Below are 19,927 nucleotides of genomic sequence, written 5' to 3' on the forward strand. Positions count from 1 at the left end.
AATACAGTCTCAATTTTCAACAAAAACCGGCCTGAAAAAAAATCAAAAAAAGATATAATACCCCTCTTGATATCATAAATGACGTACCTAGGTTTTAGCTATCGGGTGCTTAACCAAGGCCCGATATCAAAGACTTCCGGGGCTTATCCCGGGGTTCTAGATCGTGTTTACATTGCTTTTGGAGGATGTTCCATGACTAGGTACGACTTTACCCCCCTGTTCCATTCCACCGTCGGCTTTGACCGTCTGGCGAGAATGATCGACTCAGCGCTGGAAACAGCGGACTCATCGCAGAATTACCCTCTGTACAACATAGAGGCCGATGGTGAGGACCACTATCGCATCAGTGTTGCTGCTGCCGGGTTTTCTGAAGAAGAGCTCACTATTGAAACAAGCGAGCAGGCCCTGACAATCACGGGGCAAAAATCCGGGAAAACACCAGAAACACTTTTCCTTCACCGAGGAATTGCAAATCGCGATTTTGTGAGGAAATTCCAGCTCGCTGACCACGTCAAAGTGACAAGCGCAAATCTGGTAAACGGCCTTCTGACCATTGATCTTGTGCGGGAGATTCCTGAAGAGAAAAAACCGCGCATTATTGAGATCAAAAAATCTGCACCCAAAAGCCTTATTGCCAAGGCAAAGCAGCTGATCGAAGGTGAAAAGAAAGACAAATCTGCCGCTTAATCCACCGACAAGGGCCGGACTGTTCCGGCCCTTGTCATCTCACTACCTTGTCGATTTTTTCGCTGCCTATTTCTGCAGTTCCCGCCCCAGAGCAACAACCAGCGTAAGCGCTAAAGTCATGGTCGCGCTGAGCGACCGGAAAGCGTGGACCTCAACCTCTTCAACCTCAAGAGTGACATCCGAATTCTGGCTCAAAGGACTGAGCAGACCATCGCTGATCGAGACAACAGGGATGGATTTTTCCCGAGTTTCCTTGACCAGCTGGATCACTTCCGGTGAATAACTTTTAAAGCTGATCGCCAGGAGAGCATCTCCCGACCGGATCGAATGTCCCTGCTGGAAAAACATCCCCCCGTTTCCATCCACCAGAACACAGCGTTTATCCAGCTGGGCAAAGGCATAAGCCAGATAACTTGCTACCGGGAAAGCCCTGCGCTGGGCAGCCAGATAGATCACATCAGCCTTGCCGAGAATTTTAACCGCCGCTTCAAACTGTTCGGGGTCGACCACATCACGCAGATTTTTCAGCGCAGCAATGCCACCATCAATAAAGTCCTCCAGAACGATATTACGAGGCGCGCCATCCTCCCCCTGCTCATTCCGAAACGAGCGGATACGGTCTTTATAGTTTGCTCCGCTTTCGACCAGATAACTGCGGAAGACCCTTTGCATCTCGCTGAAACCTGAATAGCCAAAAGCCTTGGCAAAGCGGATCAGACTGGACGGCTGAACCGAGGCCCGCTCGGCGATCCCCGAAACCGTCTCCAACGCCATATCGTTTGGATTATCCAGAGCATATTCGGCGATCTGTTTCAGCCGCTTGCTGAGCCCCTCGTGTTTTTCTGCCAGTTCATTACGCAGTTCTTCATAGGTCGCCGGAGGAATAGTCGGAGCAGTCATACAAGCCTCATGATTATCTTCTGCTTAAGGAATAGCAGACTACAAGAAAAATGGAATAAAAATTCCGCGAAGAGAATACACAGACCAATTATCTTCCAGAAGGCCTTCCTAAAGGATGATTATTTCTCCGGCTCGGGCCACGCGTACATTATCGGTTTTGGCAACAAGGGCTTCAACCTGATCAATAAGATCATCTCGAATATGATACAGCCGCATCGAGGGAATCTTCATTTCAGCAGCGATCTCTAAACAAGATCTGGCATCGAAATGTCCAGGCTCCAGATTTTCCGGCCCATCAGCCCAGCTTTCCTGAAACACCAGATCCGCCCCCTTCATCAGCTCGAGGCTTGCTGTGGTTGCAGCACCGTCTCCACTGTAAAACAGGCTTTTACCTGCGGCATCCAGCCGGATAGCATGATTGATTACCGAATGGGCTGTTGGGGCAACACGACACTGCATCGGCCCAATGGTTCCACTGTTCCTTATATCGTGCCAGCGAAGCGGGAAAGGACAAGCTTCAGGTCGGGGCCAAAGTCCAAAATCAAAGGCAGCTTTCAGACGTTCCATCCCCTGGGGCAGACAATAGATATCCAACGGCTTTGTCCGGCCACGGCTCTCGAGTTGGTTGGCCAGAGGACCAAGCCCGGCACAATGATCTGAATGCAGATGCGTGATATAAATGGCATCAATAGCATCCGCCGAGAGATCCCGGCTCCAGAGTTGCTGGGGCACGGTCGGGCCACAGTCGATTAACAGACAGAACCCTTCTTCCCTGATCAGGACAGAAGCATTCGGATCACGGGGAGAGAAAGCCTCTCCCGCACCAAGAACATCGATTTCCATTATCTATACCCCGATCTTGGAAACCACATTGGATTTCAGAAATCTCTCAACCACCAGCATAAAACCGACCGAGGGAATAAGCAGGAACAGCGCTGTAATTGAAGCGATCTGATAATTTCCTTCCATACTCGCGGTATACATCATTAAGGGCAGCGTCGTGATATCAGGCACTCCGACAAAGAAAGTCCCGGTAAATTCATCCAGTGAGTTGAGGAAGACAAAAATGGCACTGGCCATAATACCTGGCGCTGCAATCGGCAAGCTAACCGTTCGAAAGCTCTGCAAAGGAGAAGAGCCAAGATCCCGCGCCGCCAACTCCAGATCTCGATCTACAGCGGAAAAAGCTGCCGTAGAAATCCAGACGGCATAAACCAGGCCCTGAACTGAATGGACCATCACCACACCAAAAATCGTACCATTCAGGCCAATGTCATAAAAAATACGTCCGATATTGATAAAGACAGCCACGGAAGGAAAGGCCTGTGGAATCAGGAAAGTCAGCATGATCAGGGTTCGCACCGGCAGAGATCTTCTGGCCAGGGCATAACCTGCAGGAATAGCCACGAGAAGCGACACTACAACAGTCCAGGCCGCAATGTGAACCGAGGTCACAAGACTGTCGATTGCTCCTGCCTGTGGCCTGAAGACACGCTCCCAGTATTTGAAACCCCAGACCGTCGGCAACTTGGCCGGAAAGAACCAGCTTTCGGTAAAGGCCCAGATCAGCATGTTGAGCAGTGGCCCAAAAATCACCCAGGCAAAAAGAGCAATAAGAAGAATGTGCGGCAGGTTTTTAATCGAAAGACGCATCAGTTCTGTCCTCCCTCTTTTACAGCTTGCTTGAGGTAGATCCAGGCGACTGTTCCCGCCATGGCCATGGAGATGAAACCAAGAGCATTGGCCACGCCATAATCTGAATAACCATTGATGCGCCAGGCCATATCAACTGTCATCATGGTCGGTGTACCTGTACCGATCATCATCGGAACAGACAGCACGGACAGCATGGTTACGAAAGAAAGGATAAGAGAAACCATCAGTGTGGTCTTGATCTGCGGCACGATAATCTGCCCCAGAATGCGCCAGGGTGACGCCCCCAGATCGCGTCCTGCTTCGATCGTCGAACGATCCAGAGCTGCCATCGCGCCACTGACAAGCAATGCTGCAAAAGCCGTCTGTTTCCAGACAAAAGCGATAATAATCCCGCGCCAGTCAAGATACCCTGAGGCAGTAAAGCCATCGATCAGGCCCATTGCCTCAAAAGAGTTATTCATAAAGCCGTTTTTGGCCAAAAAAGTACGCATCATCTGCCCGACAACAACAAAGGGAATAAACAGAGGCCAGCGATAAAGCCATTTCAGGGCAGCAACCATCACCGGGCGGCCACAGAGCGTAATATAGCCCCCTATACCTACGGAAATTAATCCAACCAACAGGGTCGCGGTGGTCACGATACCAACGGTAAAAAGGACATCCTGTCCATAGAGAGAAAAGGCCTTGATAAAATTATCCAGACCAATTCTGGCTGCCACTTCACCGTCCGGCTCGATCAAAAAAGCACCGATCAACGATTTTCCGAGCGGCCAAAGGAACAGACCCGCGACAAGAAAAAGCGCCGGTGCAACAAGTGTCATCGACACAAATCTGGACTCGCGCATGGAAACACCTCACTCTACGAACAGAACAAAACCGGGGTGACACCGTAACGACGTCACCCCGTTCTTAATGCAATCAGTTACTTACCTGAGCTTCATAAGCCTCACGAATTTCATCCAGATGCTTTGCCACCGGGAAAGCCTTGCCTTTATTCGCCAGATCTTCCGGCGTCACATCGACAAAAAGCTTGTTCCAGACAGAAGCATCCAGATCATCTTTCACATGTTCTGCATCAATACCCGGGTACCAGGAAAAACGACTGACAATCCCCTCTGCCTGTATGGCTGGACTCGTTGCCAGTTCAATGAATTCCCGCGCCAGATCTCCATGAGCTGCCTTCTTCGGCACCACATAATACATCGGCTGGCCCGGCATGCCTGGACCGATCAGTTTCAGCTTAGTATTTGGATCAAGCTTGCCTTCATCACGCCACTGGTAAAACATATCAACCCAGACTGGCCCCATGGCAATCTCGCCACGTCCGAGCATATCAAGCGTTCCGGCATTTCCCGGTGTGAAGGTAACGTTTTCATTAAATTGCTTCAGACGCGCCAGAGCTGGCTCCCAGGATTGCGCTGTTCCAGCGTCATACCCGGTAATAATTTTTTCACCATCCGGAGCGAAATTATAGATCCAGCCCGTAACAAAGCTGACCCCTGACATCCCGTTTTTAATGCCGTTATAACCAAACTTACCTGGATTTTTCCCAGCCCAGCTCTCCAGTTCATTATAGCTGGCAGGAGCATCCGTAACCAACAGAGGGTTATAGGCAATAGCGGTCTGGCTGTGGAACATCGGCATGACAAAACCGGTTACATCAGCCCCAAGAGCATTGGTCGAACTGTCATCGGTTGCCAGTTTTCCAGTAGAGATCTCGTCTTTGTAACGCGCCAGTAAACCTTCTTCGACCAGTTCTCCAGCCTTGAGCTGATGCACGACAGCAACATCGATATCCCAGCTGTCCTGATCTTTTTGCGCTGAAAGTTTTTCGTAGATCGCCTGGCTTCCAGCAGAACCAGCTCCGGTAGAAACTGCCCTTACCTTCACGCCCGGGTGGCTTTCCTCGAATTTTGGCCCCAGATAGTCCGTCACATAGTCGAGCATATTTTGCGCCCCGGCAGTAACGACATTCAGAACAACCTCTTCTGCTTGTGCTGGCACAGCAGCAATAACAGATCCCCCCAGAACCAGTGCACTTGACCAGTTTTTGAAAGCATTCTTCTTCATAACTGTCTCCTGTAATCATAAACGAGAGTTGATATAGGTTTTACAAGTCCTGCTCTTCGTTCACTTAATCCCGAGCAAGTTCAGTGAATCAGGCTGCAAAAAGGTGCACCCGATGAGTAGGAATCTGCAGATGGACCAGGGTGTCCTGCGCAAAAGCAGTCTCGTGGTCGACTAGGAAAGTTTGTTCGCCCACCCGAACGGCATGTCGATAGAAGCCTCCGGGATAGGTAATCTGCTCAACTTTTCCCTTGAGCAGAAAACATTTCTCTGCTGGCTGGGCACCAGCTTCCACCAGCATCGCGGCTTCACTGCGGAAAAAAAGCTTACCTTTCCCAGTCGGGGCAGATAGTCCGCTTTCTTCTCCGGGCTTCAAAGCAACCGGCTCGCCATAAACCGAGCTGATCTGGCAACCGTTTTTGTCTTTACGCCATTCCACCGCGATCTGATTGTCCGCCCCCATAAAGTCAGCGACAAAGGCAGTCGCGGGGTGGTTATACAGCTCTTCAGGCGAACCGATCTGTTCGATTTTTCCCTTGTTCATCACCACGATCCGGTCGGCCATAACCATAGCCTCTTCACGGTCATGAGTGACCATAACCGCCGTAATACCCAGACGGTTCTGGATTGCCTTAATCTCATGACGGACATGTTGGCGAATACGGGCATCCAGGTTGGAGAGAGGTTCGTCGAGAAGTAATAATGAAGGGTTCACCGCCAGAGCCCGCCCGAGGGCAACGCGTTGACGCTGTCCACCTGAGAGGTTCGCAACCAGGCGATCGCCAAATTCGGAAAGGCCAAGAAGCTCAAGTGTTTCGGAAACTGTTTTTGTGATTTCGGGTTTGCTTTTTTTACGGAGCTTCAACCCATAGGCAATATTTTCAAAAGCTGTCATATGCGGCCAAAGTGCATAGGACTGGAAGACCATCGCTGTATCGCGTTTCTCAGGGGGCTGAAAGGTTATATCCTCGCCTTCAAGTCTGACTTGCCCCTTCTCTGCCTCGATAAAACCGGAAATTGTACGCAACAAAGTTGTCTTGCCGCAGCCTGATGCCCCAAGCAGCGCAACCAGCTCTCCCTTCTCAACTGATAGAGATGTTCCGTGAAGAACACGGACTGCCCCATAGGATACCGACAGATTTTCAATTTCCAGAAAAACACTCATTCCGACCGCCCTAGTTAACTTAATTTCCCTTGTGAAATCGATTTCATTATTTCCCAGAATCTCACCATATTCCTGGATCAAACTTTCATAACTGGTGGTTTGTCTCAGTAAAATGTGAATTTCAGACGTTATTTTTATTATGATTTTATGAAATCGATTTCATTTAATATGAAAGAGAAGTGATGAACCTGTCAATAGTGCAATAACAAATATTCCACCGCCCTCAAGCTCACGGCGCCTCACAGCTACCCCAACCGGACGGAATTCCTGACAATAAGCTCCGTAGGAATGCGCTGAAGTACAGGTTTTTTTTCACCTGGAACGGACCAGTAATCAATCCGCTCCAGCACAAATTCAGCAATTTTGTTTACAGGTTGGCGTATGGTGGTCAGGCCATAACCCGGCCAGGCCGACATCGGCACATCATCCATGCCCATAACCGAGAGATCCTGGGGAATTTTGAGCCCCAGATGATCACGAACAGCATCCATGACACCAAAAGCAAGTGAGTCACTGGCACAGAAAATACCATCGATTTTTTTATCCAGCGTCAGCATGGAAAGAGCCGCTTCATAACCAGACTGGTAGCTATAAGACCCGCAGAAGACCATCTGTGACAGAGGACAATCCATACCATTCAGAGCCTGGACAAATCCCTCTCCCCGTTCTTTCGATGCAAGGCGATTCTCGCTTCCGCCGACATAGGCTAATCTCTGATGACCGCTGTTGATCAAAGTGGTCGCCGCCTGGGCTCCCGCCATATGATTGTCTGAGAGCACAACATCCACGATATCAGTCTCTACCGACCGCCCCAGCATAATCACTGGCACACCAGATTCTATACAGGCCGCAACAGACTCATCCGGCAATGACCCAGCAGCAACCACCAGAACATCAACACGAAAATCCAGAGCACGAAAGATCGGCTCAACTGGATCCCCCGTCGAATCAACTGTCACCAGCATCGGCATTTTCCCTCCGCGGTGCAGGTGTCGGGTCAGAGCATCAAACATCCATGGCTGAAAGGGATTATCAAACTCTCCCATCACGATCGCGACAATATTTGTATGACTCTGGGTCAGGCTTCTTGCCAGTGCGTTTGGCCGATAGCCCAGCTCCTTGGCTGCAGAGAGAACTCTCTCCCTGGTACCTGCCGAAACAGGAGCACCTGGCGTAAAAGTCCGGGACACAGCAGATCTGGAGACACCCGCCAGCTCGGCGACATCACCAACAGTTACCCGAATTACATTCTTTACACGCGCCATTAACAATCACCTGACCAAGGAACCGGAAAAACAGGAGATTAACACTTGTGAAATCGGTTCCACAACAAAACAGATAAATAAAAATAGACACAGTAAACGATAACAATCCCGGGCAACGACCTTGCAGACAACAGAAAATATATTTTCTCCCTCCCTCGAACCACCAAAACACTTCTTCGCCAAAGCTGCACAAATATTTACTTTGCGCAAACGATTGCATAGCCGCATTATTTAATTTAGAGGACACATCCTGCAGCCCCAGTAATGACCGGAGCCGGAACATGCCATCAGGACAGGAATAATCCAGTGAACCACAAGAACATCACTTCGGCTGATGTCGCCAGAATGGCCGGAGTTTCCAGATCTACGGTTTCACGCTGCTTCAAGGCAGACAGCCGTATTTCAAAGAAGACCCGGGAACGTGTGATCGAAATCGCTGATCAGCTCGGCTATCAGGTCAACAAGATTGCACGCTCCATGATCACCCGTCAAAGCGATTTGGTCGGGCTGGTTTCTGCGGGTTTGCACGACCCTTTTGCCGTAGTTCTGGTCAATCAGCTCATCCAAAAACTGCAAAAAATGGGCCTCTATCCGATTTTGCTGGACGCTTCCAACACGGCACAGCTTGAGCTTTCCATAAAAAAACTCGCCCAATACCAGGTTCGCAGCATCATCATCACTTCGGGAAGCCCCTCCTCCTCTATCGGGGCCGAATTCATTCGCCTCAATGTCCCCGTTATTTTGCTGAACCGTGCGGGACAGCTGGACGCGGCACATCTGATCAACTGCGACAACAAAACCGGCAGCACCCTGGCCGCCAAAACTTTACTTGATGCCGGCCACCGACGGCTGGGCTTCGTCAACAGTAACAACAGCACTTACAGCGGCAATTCCAGAGGTGCATTCTTTGAACAGGCCCTTGCCCTCAAACTGGCTTCCGGCGAGATCTCGTTACAGAGCATCTCCTGTCGCAGTTCCGATTACAAAGGCGGATTCCAGGCAGCTCTTGATCTTTTCCCCAATCCGAATTCTTTTTACCGAAACCTGTCGCCAACCGGGATTTACTGTGCCAACGACAATATCGCCCTGGGTTTCATGGATGCCCTGCGTTACGAGCTTGGCCTAAGAATTCCTGAGGACCTCTCAATTATCGGGTTTGATGATATCCCCCTGGCAGGACAACCCGCCTACAGACTAACAACACTGCGCCAATGTCCCGCAGCCATAGCTGAGGCAACGGTGAAATGTATTCAGGGCATCCCCTCTTCAACAGATCCCTTGCGCATCTCCATCCCCGTCGAGCTCATCACGCGCCAGAGTGTTGCAGCACCAGCGCACGAGAACCGGGGATAAACAACTTACGAATCATCGATAGAAATAAAATTCCATAAAAATTATTTTTGAAATTATTCTTTCATTTTTATTTTTACCTCTCTATCATCATCTAAAGCTCGATTGTGTGTGTGAGTTTTTTTGAGTTTTTTGTGCAAACGTGTGCACAATCACAGTACAGCCAAGATATAATCGAGACTCAATCGGAAAAATCCGAATAAACGACCAAACGGGAGGTCAAGGGTATGAAGACAAAACAGTTTGCTTTCGGTATCGCCGTTGCCACAGCTTGCGCGCTGACCGGCACTCCTTCACAGGCGGCAGAAAAACTCACAGTCCTCTGCGCCGCAGACGATCAGTGGTGTAATCTGATGGAATCGACATTTGAAAAAGAAACCGGTGTCGATGTTTCAATGGTCCGCAAAAGCTCGGGTGAAATCTTTGCCCAGATCAAGGCAGAATCACGAAACCCTAAAGTGGACATCTGGTGGGGTGGCACAGGCGATCCTCATCTGCAGGCCGCTGCCGAAGATCTGACGGTTGAATACAAATCGCCCCAACTGGGTTCTCTGCTCGACTGGGCTCAAAACCAGGCAAAAGATGGAAGTTATAAAACCGTTGGTATCTACGCTGGTGCTCTTGGCATCGGCTATAACGAAGAATTGCTCAAATCCAAAGGTCTGCCCGTTCCAAAGTGCTGGGCTGATCTGACCAACCCTGCCTACAAAGGTGAAATCCAGATGGCCAACCCGAATTCCTCGGGGACGGCCTACACCGCCTTGGCAACCGTGGTTCAGTTGTTCGGAGAAGAAAAGGGGTTTGAATTCCTTGCCGGACTGCACGGTAACATCAACCAGTACACCAAATCAGGTTCTGCTCCTGTCAAGGCTGCTGCAAGAGGAGAGACCACCCTCGCGATTACCTTCATGCACGACATGGTCAAACAGGTCAAAAAAGGCTTCCCGATCAAAGTCGTCGCTCCTTGCGAAGGCACCGGCTATGAAGTTGGATCCATGAGTATCGTTAAAGGAGCCAGAAATCCTGAAACAGCTCAGAAGTTTGCCGAATTTGCCTTGCGGGCCGACATCCAGTCCCTGGCTGCGGATGCAGAAGCCTATCAGGTTCCCTCCAACGCCAGCGCCACCGTCCCTGAAGAAGCGCCAAAACTGACTGACATCAAATTGATCGAGTATGATTTCGCCACCTATGGCTCCAGCGACACCCGCAAGCGTCTGCTGAAGCGCTGGGATGACGAAATCAAGTCCCTGCCCCGCTAAAAGCAGGGACTATGGGGGCCGAAGGAGGAAAATTCGTGCGTGCTGCTTTCTTGCCATGGCTGATACTTGGCTGGGTCGGCTTTGCTGTCCTGCCGTGGTATCTGGTCGAAGACGGGTTCTGGGCTTTTCAATGGTTGATAGACGGCTATCCGCTGGATAGTGACTATGCACCGGCTCTGGTTCAGGCTGCTTTGGGAAATGTGTGGTTATTCCCTTTGCTGCTTCCTCTTCTGGCCCCCCTTTTTATTACCCGTAGAACCAAGACAGACCCGGATTATGCCCGGGTTCTGATCCTGTCCGGCGGCTTTGGTCTGGCCTATCTTCTGGCACAGGGTTTCATTGTCGGGATTGGCGGCTGGGAATACGCCTTTCTGGAAAACCTGTTTGGCCCGATGGACAGCCGCCAATACGGCATGGGCTATGGCGCCCTGTTAACGGCAGCATCTTTTCTTGTTCTCTTTACCAGCGGTCTTGCCGCTGCGGGCTGCCTGCGGGGGGATGTTTTTGTCACCTCTGCGATCGGTATTATTATTGCCCTGGTCGCAACATTCGTCTTCCTGCCCGTCGGCAAGGTCCTTATATCCGCTTTTATCAGCGAAACCGGCACCTATGCCCTCGCTGCCTTTGGCGAAAATTTCTTTACCCGAAAAATCTGGGGGCTTGCCTGCGTCACCACAACGGCTTCTTGCGGCGTGGCCTGGAACTCTCTTTTCCTTGCTCTGGCCACAGGGTTTTCCACCACCTTGCTGGGCCTTGCCTTTGCCCTGGTGGCAACCCGTACTGATTTTCGCTGGAAAAAATCCTTAAGAACGCTCACGGTTCTGCCGATTATCACCCCGCCTTTTGTCATCGGCCTTGCTCTGATTTTGTTATTTGGCCGCGCAGGAACAGTTACTCAATTCGCATCGGATCTACTCGGCATAGAACCCGGACGTTGGCTCTATGGTCTACCGGGGATCTGGCTGGCCCAGACACTCTCCTTTACCCCCATTGCCTTTCTCGTGCTGATCGGCGTGGTCGAGGGGGTCAGCCCCTCAATGGAAGAGGCATCGCAAACTCTTGGTGCCAGCCGTTGGAACACCTTCAAACGGGTCTCTCTGCCCCTGATGCGTCCCGGTCTCGCCAATGCCTTCCTGATCGGCTTCATCGAAAGCATGGCAGATTTTGGGAATCCGATGGTGCTGGGGGGGAATTATGAAGTTCTCTCAACCGAGATTTTCTTTGCTATTGTCGGCGCACAAAACGATCAAGGGCGCGCTGCGGTTCTCGCAATCCTGCTGCTTTGTTTCACCCTCAGCGCCTTCTTTGCACAGCGGGTCTGGCTCGGCAAAAAATCCTACACCACCGTAGCAGGAAAGGCGGAATCTGGGGCGCATGCTGGTATGAACCCCTTACTGCGCAACATATGCCTCGGCGTCACCATTCCCTGGGCAGCCTTTACCTTGGCCATATATGGAATGATCCTGTTTGGCGGATTTGTCATCAGCTGGGGGCGTGACCACAGCCTGACCCTTCAGCACTACAGCAATGCTTTTTCTGTTGGCTGGGCCGAACATGGCCTGCATTGGGAAGGTACAGCCTGGGACTCTTTTTGGACCACCATTACCATTTCGGCTATTGCCGCGCCGCTAACGGCTGCACTGGGTCTTCTCACCAGCTTTTTACTGGTTCGTCAGAAATTCCGGGGCAAGAACCTGTTCGAATTTGGCACCATGCTCAGCTTTGCCATTCCGGGCACTGTTATTGGCGTGAGCTATATTCTGGCCTTTAACGTTCCCCCTTTTGAACTGACGGGAACCGGCGTTATTCTGGTACTCTGTTTTATCTTCCGTAACATGCCCGTTGGTGTTCGGGGGGGAATTGCGGCCATGACCCAGCTGGACAAAAGCCTCGATGAAGCTTCCCTGACCCTGGGCGCTAACAGCCTGACCACCTTGCGCCGGGTTATTCTTCCCCTGCTGCGCCCAGCTATCATTGCGGCACTGGTCTATAGTTTCGTCCGGGCCATCACCTCCGTCAGTGCCGTTATCTTCCTCGTCAGCGCCGACCATAACATGGCGACCTCCTATATCATTGGTCTGGTCGAGAACGGCCAGTACGGCATTGCTATTGCCTATTCATCCGTCCTTATCATCGTCATGCTTCTGGCAATATTTCTGGTTCAGAAAGTCGTTGGCGAGCGGAAGTTACGGCGGGACAACCGGCTTGAAGCCGTGTCCGGGAAATCAAATTCTCTCAAGGAGAAACAAGCATGAGCCTGCACCTTCGGCCGGGATCTGTTGTCTTTGAAAATATCACCAAAAAATATGGGGTGGTCACGGCAATCGACGATGTGTCCTTTTCTATAGAACCCGGGCATCTGGTTACTCTGCTCGGACCAAGTGGCTGTGGAAAGACCACTACCCTGCGGATGATTGCAGGTCTGGAACATCCAACCAGTGGCCGGGTTCTGATTGGTGGCAAGGATGTCACCAGCCTGCCCGCTACCGACCGTGATGTCAGTATGGTTTTTCAGTCCTACGCCCTCTTCCCCCACATGAGCGTCGCTGAAAACGTCGGCTATGGCCTCAGTGTTTCCGGATTGGGCAAACAGGAAACCAGCGAACGGGTTGAAGAAGGCCTTGAGCTGGTTGGTCTTGCTGGTTATGGCCAGCGACTGCCCAGTGAACTTTCCGGAGGCCAGCAACAGCGTGTCGCCGTGGCGAGGGCACTTGTGCTTGAACCCGAGGTTCTGCTGCTGGACGAACCTCTGTCCAATCTGGATGCAAAATTGCGCCGCAAGGTCCGCGAAGAAATCCGCGAGCTGCAACAGAAACTGGGCCTGACCGCCGTCTATGTCACCCACGACCAGGAAGAGGCACTCGCTGTCTCGGACCGGATTATCGTCATGAACCGTTCGGTGATTGCCCAGGAAGGTACTCCGCGTGAGCTTTATGAAAAACCTGCCTCCAGTTTCATCGCTGATTTCATTGGCGATGCCAACCTGGTCGAAGGCGAAATAGTCGATGTTCACAGCCAGAATGAAGCCACCGTACGCATTGCTTCACTCCAGTGCAATCTACCTAACCGGGGACTATCCGTGGGGCCGGTCAAAATCGCCATACGCCCTGATTCCGTGATCCTTGAAAAGGCCTCTCCCGAACTCACGGGAATAAAGGGGAACATTATTCATGCCACCTATCTCGGCAACCAAATTCAGTACACCATCGACAGTGGCTTGGGTGAACTCTTTGTCGTCGATCATCGGATTGACCGGGCCATTGCCGCGGGCAGTGATATCTCCATGACTTTCGCAAGCAGAGGCATGTATCTCCTCGCCTCTTGATATTTTTTATAAAGGAATAAAAGCGTGTATCTTGACGCTCATGACATTACCCCTGAACTGGAACAGCGCTTTGAACATGCCCGGAAAGTTATCCGGGCTGCTGGCGAAAAAGCCCTGGACTACTTTAACCGCCGGGATGAATTGACCATTGAAACCAAAGCCGACCCACAGGATGTTGTCAGTATTGCCGACAAGGATGTGGAAACCATTATCCGGGGCATGACACGGCAACTCTTCCCCGACGACGGCTTTATGGGGGAAGAACACGGCCAGGAAGTCGGAAAAAATGATTTTCTCTGGGTGATTGACCCTATTGATGGTACGGCCTGTTTCCTGACAGGCATGCGCCCCTGGTGTATTTCTGTGGCCCTGATGAAAGGCAATAAAATTGCCGCGGGTCTGGTTTATGATCCCAATACCGATGAGCTTTTCTCTGCTCTTGCCGGACAGGGCACCTATTTGAACGATGCCCCTGTTCACAGTCAGAACTCAAAATCCGTAACCGAAGGCGTTATGGGCGTCGGCATTTCCCACCGTGTGCCTGCCGCTGAACTTTTGCCTTTCCTTGACAAACTTTTGTCATCCGGGGGCATGTTCATTCGCAATGGTTCCTGTGCGCTCATGATGTCTTATGTCGCAGCAGGCCGTCTGATTGGATATTTTGAGCCCCATATTAATGGCTGGGACTGTCTCGCCGGAATTATCCTCATCAGAGAAGCTGGCGGCTGGTGTTCGCCTTTTCTTGATAACGATGGTCTGAACAAGGGTAACCCCATCCTTGCTTCTGCCAGCGGGGTTGCTGCAGATCTGCGCGTGATGACGGGTTTGACCGCCTAGATAGGACTTTGCCTTGCCAGATTTAATCGACTCTTCCGCCTATAAATGACAATAATAAGGTTCTACTCAGAATAAATCAGCCTAACAAAACAGACGGAGTTACTTCATGGGTATTGAGAGCCTTATTATTTTCCTCCTTGTTGGAGCCATTGCAGGTTTTCTGGCAGGAAAGCTGGTATCAGGTTTCGGGTTTGGCCTGGTCGGCAATATTGTTGTCGGCGTGATTGGTGCTTTTATTGCCGGATTTATCTTCCCAACCCTTGGACTGTCCCTTGGGTCAGGCTTCCTGGCTGCGATCATTCATTCGACCATTGGTGCGGTTATTCTTCTGTTTGTAATCAAGCTGGTCAAACGCGCGTAAAATTCCAGTGCTCACATCTAAACAACAGAATAAGGGAGAGCAAACCAGATTGCTCTCCCTTAGTTTTGCGTTTCTTAAAGCACGACAGGTAAACCAGTCTTCAGAGATTCTGTCGCTGCATCAGCCAGAACCTGGGCCATCAGGCCATCATACCCGCTTGGCGCCGGAGCATTCTTTGCTTCGACGACATCGATAAAGGCATTTAACTCATCCCGATATGCTGCACTGTAGCGCTCCAGGAAAAAGTGTTGAACAGGATCAGCCCTGAAACCTTCTGACGTCGCGACTTCCACTGTTGTTTCATGCACGTTTCCAGCCCGCAGCATGCCCTTTGATCCATGAACCTCGATCCGTTGATCATAGCCATAGGTCGCCCGGCGAGAGTTGGAAATCTGACAGACCTTGCCGCTGGCCGTTTTCAGCACCGCAATCGCAGTATCAACATCACCTGCTGCACCAATCTCCGGATCAACAAGTGCAGAACCTGTCGCATAGACGGAAACCGGTTCCTCTCCAAGAAGAAAGCGCGCCATGTCCAGGTCGTGGATCATCATATCCCGGAAGAGACCACCCGAGCGTTCAATATAGGAAACCGGAGGGGGGGCAGGATCGCGAGACTGGATGGTCACGATCTCCACCTCCCCGATTTCCCCGGCAGCAAGACGTTTTTGCAACGCAGAGAAGTTGGGATCAAAGCGACGGTTGAAACCGATCATCAGCGGCTGGCCACTGGCATCAACAACCTTGAGACACTCCCGGATACGCTCGGCGGCCATATCAACCGGTTTTTCACAGAAAACCGCCTTTCCAGCCCGCACCCCCGCTTCGATAAAACCGGCATGGGTATCCGTGGAAGAGGCAACAAAAACTGCCTGGACATCCTCACGTGCAAGCATTTCCTCAACCGAAGCAACCACCGCAGCTGTCTTGTCGGCTAAAGTCTGTGCTGCATCCGCAAACACATCCGACACCGTCACAAGTCTCGCCCGAGGGTTTGCCATAATATTCTCGGCATGGAGCTGGCCAATACGGCCTGCCCCGATCAATCCAAAACCAATCAACACAACCTCCAAAAAGAATATATATTCTGAATTGACTTAAATATAGAATATGTGTTTCATATTAACAAGACGAAAGATTTCGCGGGAACATACTCTTCTCCGATTCCTCTTCTCCACATTACACTGTGTCGAGAAGCCACCCTGAAGCCAAGAACCGGGAAAGCCAAGACAGGGATATGACGAATAAACATGATCTGGATGTAATCACCATCGGCCGCGCCTCTGTCGATCTTTATGGCCAACAGATAGGCGGACGACTTGAAGACATGGCAAGTTTCGCCAAATCAGTAGGCGGTTGCCCGGCCAACATTGCCATCGGCACCTCCCGGCTTGGATTAAAGTCCGGATTTATCAGCCGCGTAGGTGATGAACAGATGGGGCGCTACATTCGCGAACAGATGCAACGTGAAGGCGTCGCAGTGGAGGGGATCACAACAGATCCCGAGCGCCTGACTGCGCTTGTTCTGCTTGGTGTACGGGACGACGAGACATTTCCCTTGATATTCTACCGCGAAAACTGTGCTGATATGGCGCTTTGCGAAACAGACATCGCACCCGATTACATCAAACGGGCCCGTTCTGTCCTGATCAGCGGCACCCATCTCTCGACAGCAACAGTTGCCGCAGCCAGTAAAAAAGCGATCTCCCTTGCCAAAACACAAGGAAGCAAGGTTATTCTTGATATCGACTACCGCCCTAATCTCTGGGGGCTGGCAGGACATGAGGCCGGAGAAGAACGTTATATCCGTTCAGACAAGGTGACAGAACACCTTCAGTCCATCTTGCCTGATTGTGATCTGATCGTTGGGACCGAGGAAGAAGTCCATATCGCCGGAGGGTCTGAGAATACTCTGGAGGCGTTGTCACGCATTCGCTCTCTCAGTGAAGCAGTCATTGTTCTTAAACGTGGTCCCATGGGCTGTGTGGTATTCCCAGCGACTATTCCCGACAATCTCGACAAAGGCATCACAGGTCCCGGTTTTCCGGTTGAAGTCTATAATGTGCTCGGTGCGGGTGACTCCTTTATGTCAGGTTTCCTGCGCGGCTGGTTGCGCGACGAACCCTATGAGACCTGTGCCCAATGGGCCAATGCCTGTGGTGCCTTTGCCGTTTCCCGTTTGCTCTGCTCCCCCGAAATACCAACCTGGGACGAACTCCAGTATTTCCTGAATAATGGCAGCAAACATAAAGCTCTACGCAAAGACACAGAGATCAATCACGTCCACTGGGCGACAACACGCCGACCAGCTGACAAAATGTTGATGGCCTTTGCCATTGACCACCGTTCCCAGCTTGAAGAAATGGCCGAACGCGCTGGCGCCTCCCCAGACAAGATTTCCGAGATAAAACAACTGGCCGTCCGTGCGGCAGCCCGTGTTGCTGACGGACGCCCCGACTATGGCATGTTGCTCGACAGTACCTATGGCACCAAGGCGCTATACGACGCTGCCAAGCATCCTCTCTGGATTGGGCGTCCGGTTGAACTGCCGGGTTCACGCCCGCTCGACTTTGACCAGATCAGAGATCTCGGATCACATCTGAGTGAGTGGCCAGTCAATCATGTCATCAAGTGTCTCTGTTTCTATCACCCGAATGACCCTGCCGATCTTCGTGAACAGCAAGAGCAGTCCCTTTTGCGGCTATACGAAGCAGCCAGAAGGGTTGGGCGGGAGCTGCTGATTGAAATCATCGCCGGGAAACATGGCGCGTTGAAGGATGATACAATCCCCATAGCCATGCGCCGCTTCTATGATCTGGGCATCAAGCCAGACTGGTGGAAACTGGAACCGCAGACCAGCAAGACAGCCTGGCAAAACATCGGTGCCGTCATTGCAGAAAATGATCGCTATTGCCGCGGGATTGTTCTTCTTGGCCTTGAAGCGCCTGAAGAAGAATTAAAGGCTGCTTTTGCCTCGGCGATTTCTTCGACTTGGGTCAAGGGCTTTGCCGTTGGTCGGACAATCTTTGCCCAGGCGGCAGAGGCTTGGCTAAAAGGTGAAATCAGCGATGAAGAAGCCATCAACGATATGGAAAACCGCTTTCGCCGCTTGACCGATGCCTGGCTAGAAGTATGCAATAGCAGTGACAAAAAATAATTTGAGATCCCGACGCATTCTTCGTCGGACAGGTTGAAAGTTAAAGACATGAAGACAATCAGACTAACTATGGCACAGGCTCTGGCGCGGTTCCTTTCCGTCCAGAAGACCGAGATAAACGGCGAGATATTACCGATATTTGGTGGTGTCTGGGCGATTTTTGGCCACGGGAATGTCGCCGGACTGGGGGAAGCTCTCTATCACGTTCAGGAAGCGCTTCCCACCTATCGGGCGCACAACGAACAAGGAATGGCCCACGCTGCCATCGCCTTTGCCAAGGCTTCAAACCGCCGCCGGATGATGGCCTGTACAACGTCTATCGGCCCCGGCGCCACCAACATGGTTACTGCCGCAGCACTCGCCCATGTCAACCGCCTCCCGGTTCTTCTTTTACCGGGAGATGTCTTTGCCAATCGCAACCCCGATCCTGTGCTGCAACAGATCGAAAATTTTGCTGATGGCACCGTTTCCGCCAATGATTGCTTTAAGCCTGTCTCGCGTTATTTCGACAGGATTACAAAACCGGAGCAGATCATCCCTGCCCTGAATCGGGCGATGAACGTTTTGACCGATCCTGCAGAATGTGGCCCGGTAACCTTGGCTCTTTGTCAGGACACCCAGGCAGAGGCCTATGATTATCCCGAGAGTTTCTTTGCTGAAAAAATCTGGCGTATCCGCCAGCCTCTGCCCGATCTGCGTGAACTTGATGAAGCTCTGACGGCTCTCAAAGCAGCAAAAAAGCCGATAATCATTGCCGGGGGCGGAGTACACTACGCCCAGGCAACAGAACAACTCCGCAGCTTTGCTGAAAGACATGCCGTCCCCGTCGCCGAAACCCAAGCTGGCAAGTCTGCCCTCCCGCATGATCATCCCCTGACTATGGGCGCTATCGGTGTAACCGGAACTTCAGCCGCCAATGCGCTGGCCCAAGAGGCTGATCTGATTTTGGCCGTCGGCACCCGACTGCAGGATTTCACCACCGGCTCCTGGTCCCTGTTCCAAAACCCTGACCGCAAGTTTGTTGGTATCAACATACAGGCTTTCGATGCCACCAAGCATCGATCCCTGCCTGTTGTCGGCGATGCCGCTGTCACCCTTGAACTGCTCGACCAGAAACTCGCCGACTGGTCTGCTCCGTCCGACTGGACCCTGCAGGCCGCCACGAGTTTCAAACAATGGCAACTTGCCGCTGACAGAGTTACTGCAACAAGTGACAGTCCCTTTCCCAGTGATGCACAGGTGATCGGCGCGGTTCAGCGTCACAGTACAGAAGACAGTATTGTCGTCTGTGCCGCAGGCGGTTTGCCCGGTGAACTTCATAAACTCTGGCAGGCCGGGAAACCGGGGGGCTATCACGTCGAGTACGGTTATTCCTGTATGGGTTACGAAATCGCCGGAGGGCTTGGAGTCAAGATGGCAGCTCCCGATCGGGAGGTGATCGTGATGGTCGGCGATGGTTCCTATCTCATGATGAATTCGGAAATTGCGACGTCGATTTTGCTCGATCTACCGCTGACCATTGTCCTGCTCGACAACCGGGGGTACGGCTGTATCAATCGCCTGCAGCAAGGCACCGGTGGTGAATCATTTAACAATCTGTTGCAACACACCCGCCATCAATCCCTGCCTGACATCGACTTCCGGGCCCATGCACAAAGCATGGGAGCTGAAGCAACAAAAGTATCCGCTATCGCAGAACTGGAAGAGGCACTTGCCAAATCCCGGGCCAGCTGCCGCACCAGCGTCATCGTCATTGACACAGACCCGCTGATCTCGACAGCAGAGGGCGGATGCTGGTGGGATGTTGCGGTGCCTGAGGTGTCGGTTCGCAAGGAAGTCATATCAGCGCGTGAGAATTACCTCACCGCGCTCAAGAAACAACGTATCGGAGATTAACC

Annotated in this window: 17 protein-coding genes; 9 read left to right on the top strand and 8 right to left on the bottom strand. The window is 51.7% G+C overall.

The genetic code is table 11. The annotated features are described in order from the left end of the window. Positions 1-192: 192 nt before the first annotated feature. Positions 193-687 (top strand): Hsp20 family protein, encoded by a 495-nt coding sequence (locus B152_RS0115710; protein ID WP_026261616.1) that lies wholly within the window; start codon positions 193-195, stop codon positions 685-687. Positions 688-753: 66 nt separating this feature from the next. Here the strand turns inward: B152_RS0115710 and B152_RS0115715 are convergent, their stop codons facing one another. The 7 genes from B152_RS0115715 to B152_RS0115745 all read right to left on the bottom strand — a co-directional run bounded on the left by B152_RS0115715 (position 754) and on the right by B152_RS0115745 (position 7,740). After that, on the bottom strand, positions 754-1,587 hold the full coding sequence (locus B152_RS0115715; protein WP_020593385.1) for a MurR/RpiR family transcriptional regulator: 834 nt from the start codon (positions 1,585-1,587) through the stop codon (positions 754-756). Between the two features lie 108 nt (positions 1,588-1,695). Then, on the bottom strand, positions 1,696-2,430 hold the full coding sequence (locus tag B152_RS0115720; protein WP_020593386.1) for an MBL fold metallo-hydrolase: 735 nt from the start codon (positions 2,428-2,430) through the stop codon (positions 1,696-1,698). A 3-nt stretch (positions 2,431-2,433) separates the two neighbouring features. Beyond that, a complete protein-coding gene (locus B152_RS0115725) occupies positions 2,434-3,240 on the bottom strand; it encodes an ABC transporter permease (RefSeq protein WP_020593387.1) in 807 nt (268 codons plus the stop codon). Next, the gene (locus tag B152_RS0115730) at positions 3,240-4,088 is read right to left on the bottom strand and encodes an ABC transporter permease (protein WP_033406673.1); all 849 of its coding nucleotides are present in this window, start codon (positions 4,086-4,088) and stop codon (positions 3,240-3,242) included. The genes B152_RS0115725 and B152_RS0115730 overlap by 1 nt, the downstream gene beginning before the upstream one ends. A gap of 73 nt (positions 4,089-4,161) precedes the next feature. Further along, positions 4,162-5,313 (bottom strand): extracellular solute-binding protein, encoded by a 1,152-nt coding sequence (locus tag B152_RS0115735; protein ID WP_020593389.1) that lies wholly within the window; start codon positions 5,311-5,313, stop codon positions 4,162-4,164. Positions 5,314-5,401: 88 nt separating this feature from the next. Then, entirely contained in the window at positions 5,402-6,475 is a 1,074-nt protein-coding gene (locus B152_RS0115740) for an ABC transporter ATP-binding protein (RefSeq protein ID WP_020593390.1), read from the bottom strand. Between the two features lie 245 nt (positions 6,476-6,720). After that, entirely contained in the window at positions 6,721-7,740 is a 1,020-nt protein-coding gene (locus B152_RS0115745; RefSeq protein ID WP_020593391.1) for a LacI family DNA-binding transcriptional regulator, read from the bottom strand. Between the two features lie 306 nt (positions 7,741-8,046). Between B152_RS0115745 and B152_RS24070 the strand changes: the two genes are divergently transcribed. The 6 genes from B152_RS24070 to B152_RS0115775 all read left to right on the top strand — a co-directional run bounded on the left by B152_RS24070 (position 8,047) and on the right by B152_RS0115775 (position 14,872). Further along, on the top strand, positions 8,047-9,093 hold the full coding sequence (locus B152_RS24070; RefSeq protein WP_020593392.1) for a LacI family DNA-binding transcriptional regulator: 1,047 nt from the start codon (positions 8,047-8,049) through the stop codon (positions 9,091-9,093). Positions 9,094-9,317: 224 nt separating this feature from the next. Beyond that, positions 9,318-10,349: an ABC transporter substrate-binding protein gene (locus B152_RS0115755; RefSeq protein ID WP_020593393.1), complete on the top strand. Its 1,032-nt coding sequence runs from the start codon at positions 9,318-9,320 to the stop codon at positions 10,347-10,349. Between the two features lie 35 nt (positions 10,350-10,384). Then, positions 10,385-12,604, top strand: a complete 2,220-nt coding sequence (locus B152_RS0115760) for an ABC transporter permease (RefSeq protein ID WP_026261619.1) — start codon at positions 10,385-10,387, stop codon at positions 12,602-12,604. Further along, positions 12,601-13,674, top strand: coding sequence for an ABC transporter ATP-binding protein (locus tag B152_RS0115765; RefSeq protein WP_020593395.1), 1,074 nt, complete (start codon positions 12,601-12,603; stop codon positions 13,672-13,674). The genes B152_RS0115760 and B152_RS0115765 overlap by 4 nt, the downstream gene beginning before the upstream one ends. Before the next feature lie 24 nt (positions 13,675-13,698). Beyond that, complete coding sequence (locus B152_RS0115770) at positions 13,699-14,511, top strand: inositol monophosphatase family protein (protein ID WP_020593396.1); 813 nt, start codon at positions 13,699-13,701, stop codon at positions 14,509-14,511. A 106-nt stretch (positions 14,512-14,617) separates the two neighbouring features. Next, complete coding sequence (locus B152_RS0115775) at positions 14,618-14,872, top strand: GlsB/YeaQ/YmgE family stress response membrane protein (protein ID WP_020593397.1); 255 nt, start codon at positions 14,618-14,620, stop codon at positions 14,870-14,872. Positions 14,873-14,946: 74 nt separating this feature from the next. On the opposite strand, the gene iolG is transcribed toward B152_RS0115775, so the two are convergent. Further along, on the bottom strand, positions 14,947-15,936 hold the full coding sequence (gene iolG, locus B152_RS0115780; protein WP_342664250.1) for an inositol 2-dehydrogenase: 990 nt from the start codon (positions 15,934-15,936) through the stop codon (positions 14,947-14,949). Between the two features lie 173 nt (positions 15,937-16,109). Between iolG and B152_RS0115785 the strand changes: the two genes are divergently transcribed. After that, positions 16,110-18,029 carry a bifunctional 5-dehydro-2-deoxygluconokinase/5-dehydro-2-deoxyphosphogluconate aldolase gene (locus B152_RS0115785; protein ID WP_020593399.1) on the top strand — a complete coding sequence of 640 codons (1,920 nt, stop codon included), beginning with the start codon at positions 16,110-16,112 and terminating at the stop codon, positions 18,027-18,029. A gap of 48 nt (positions 18,030-18,077) precedes the next feature. Next, on the top strand, positions 18,078-19,925 hold the full coding sequence (gene iolD, locus B152_RS0115790) for a 3D-(3,5/4)-trihydroxycyclohexane-1,2-dione acylhydrolase (decyclizing) (protein WP_026261621.1): 1,848 nt from the start codon (positions 18,078-18,080) through the stop codon (positions 19,923-19,925). Positions 19,926-19,927 lie beyond the last annotated feature (2 nt).

The organism is Kiloniella laminariae DSM 19542, from assembly GCF_000374005.1.
Classification (GTDB): Bacteria; Pseudomonadota; Alphaproteobacteria; order Kiloniellales; family Kiloniellaceae; genus Kiloniella; species Kiloniella laminariae.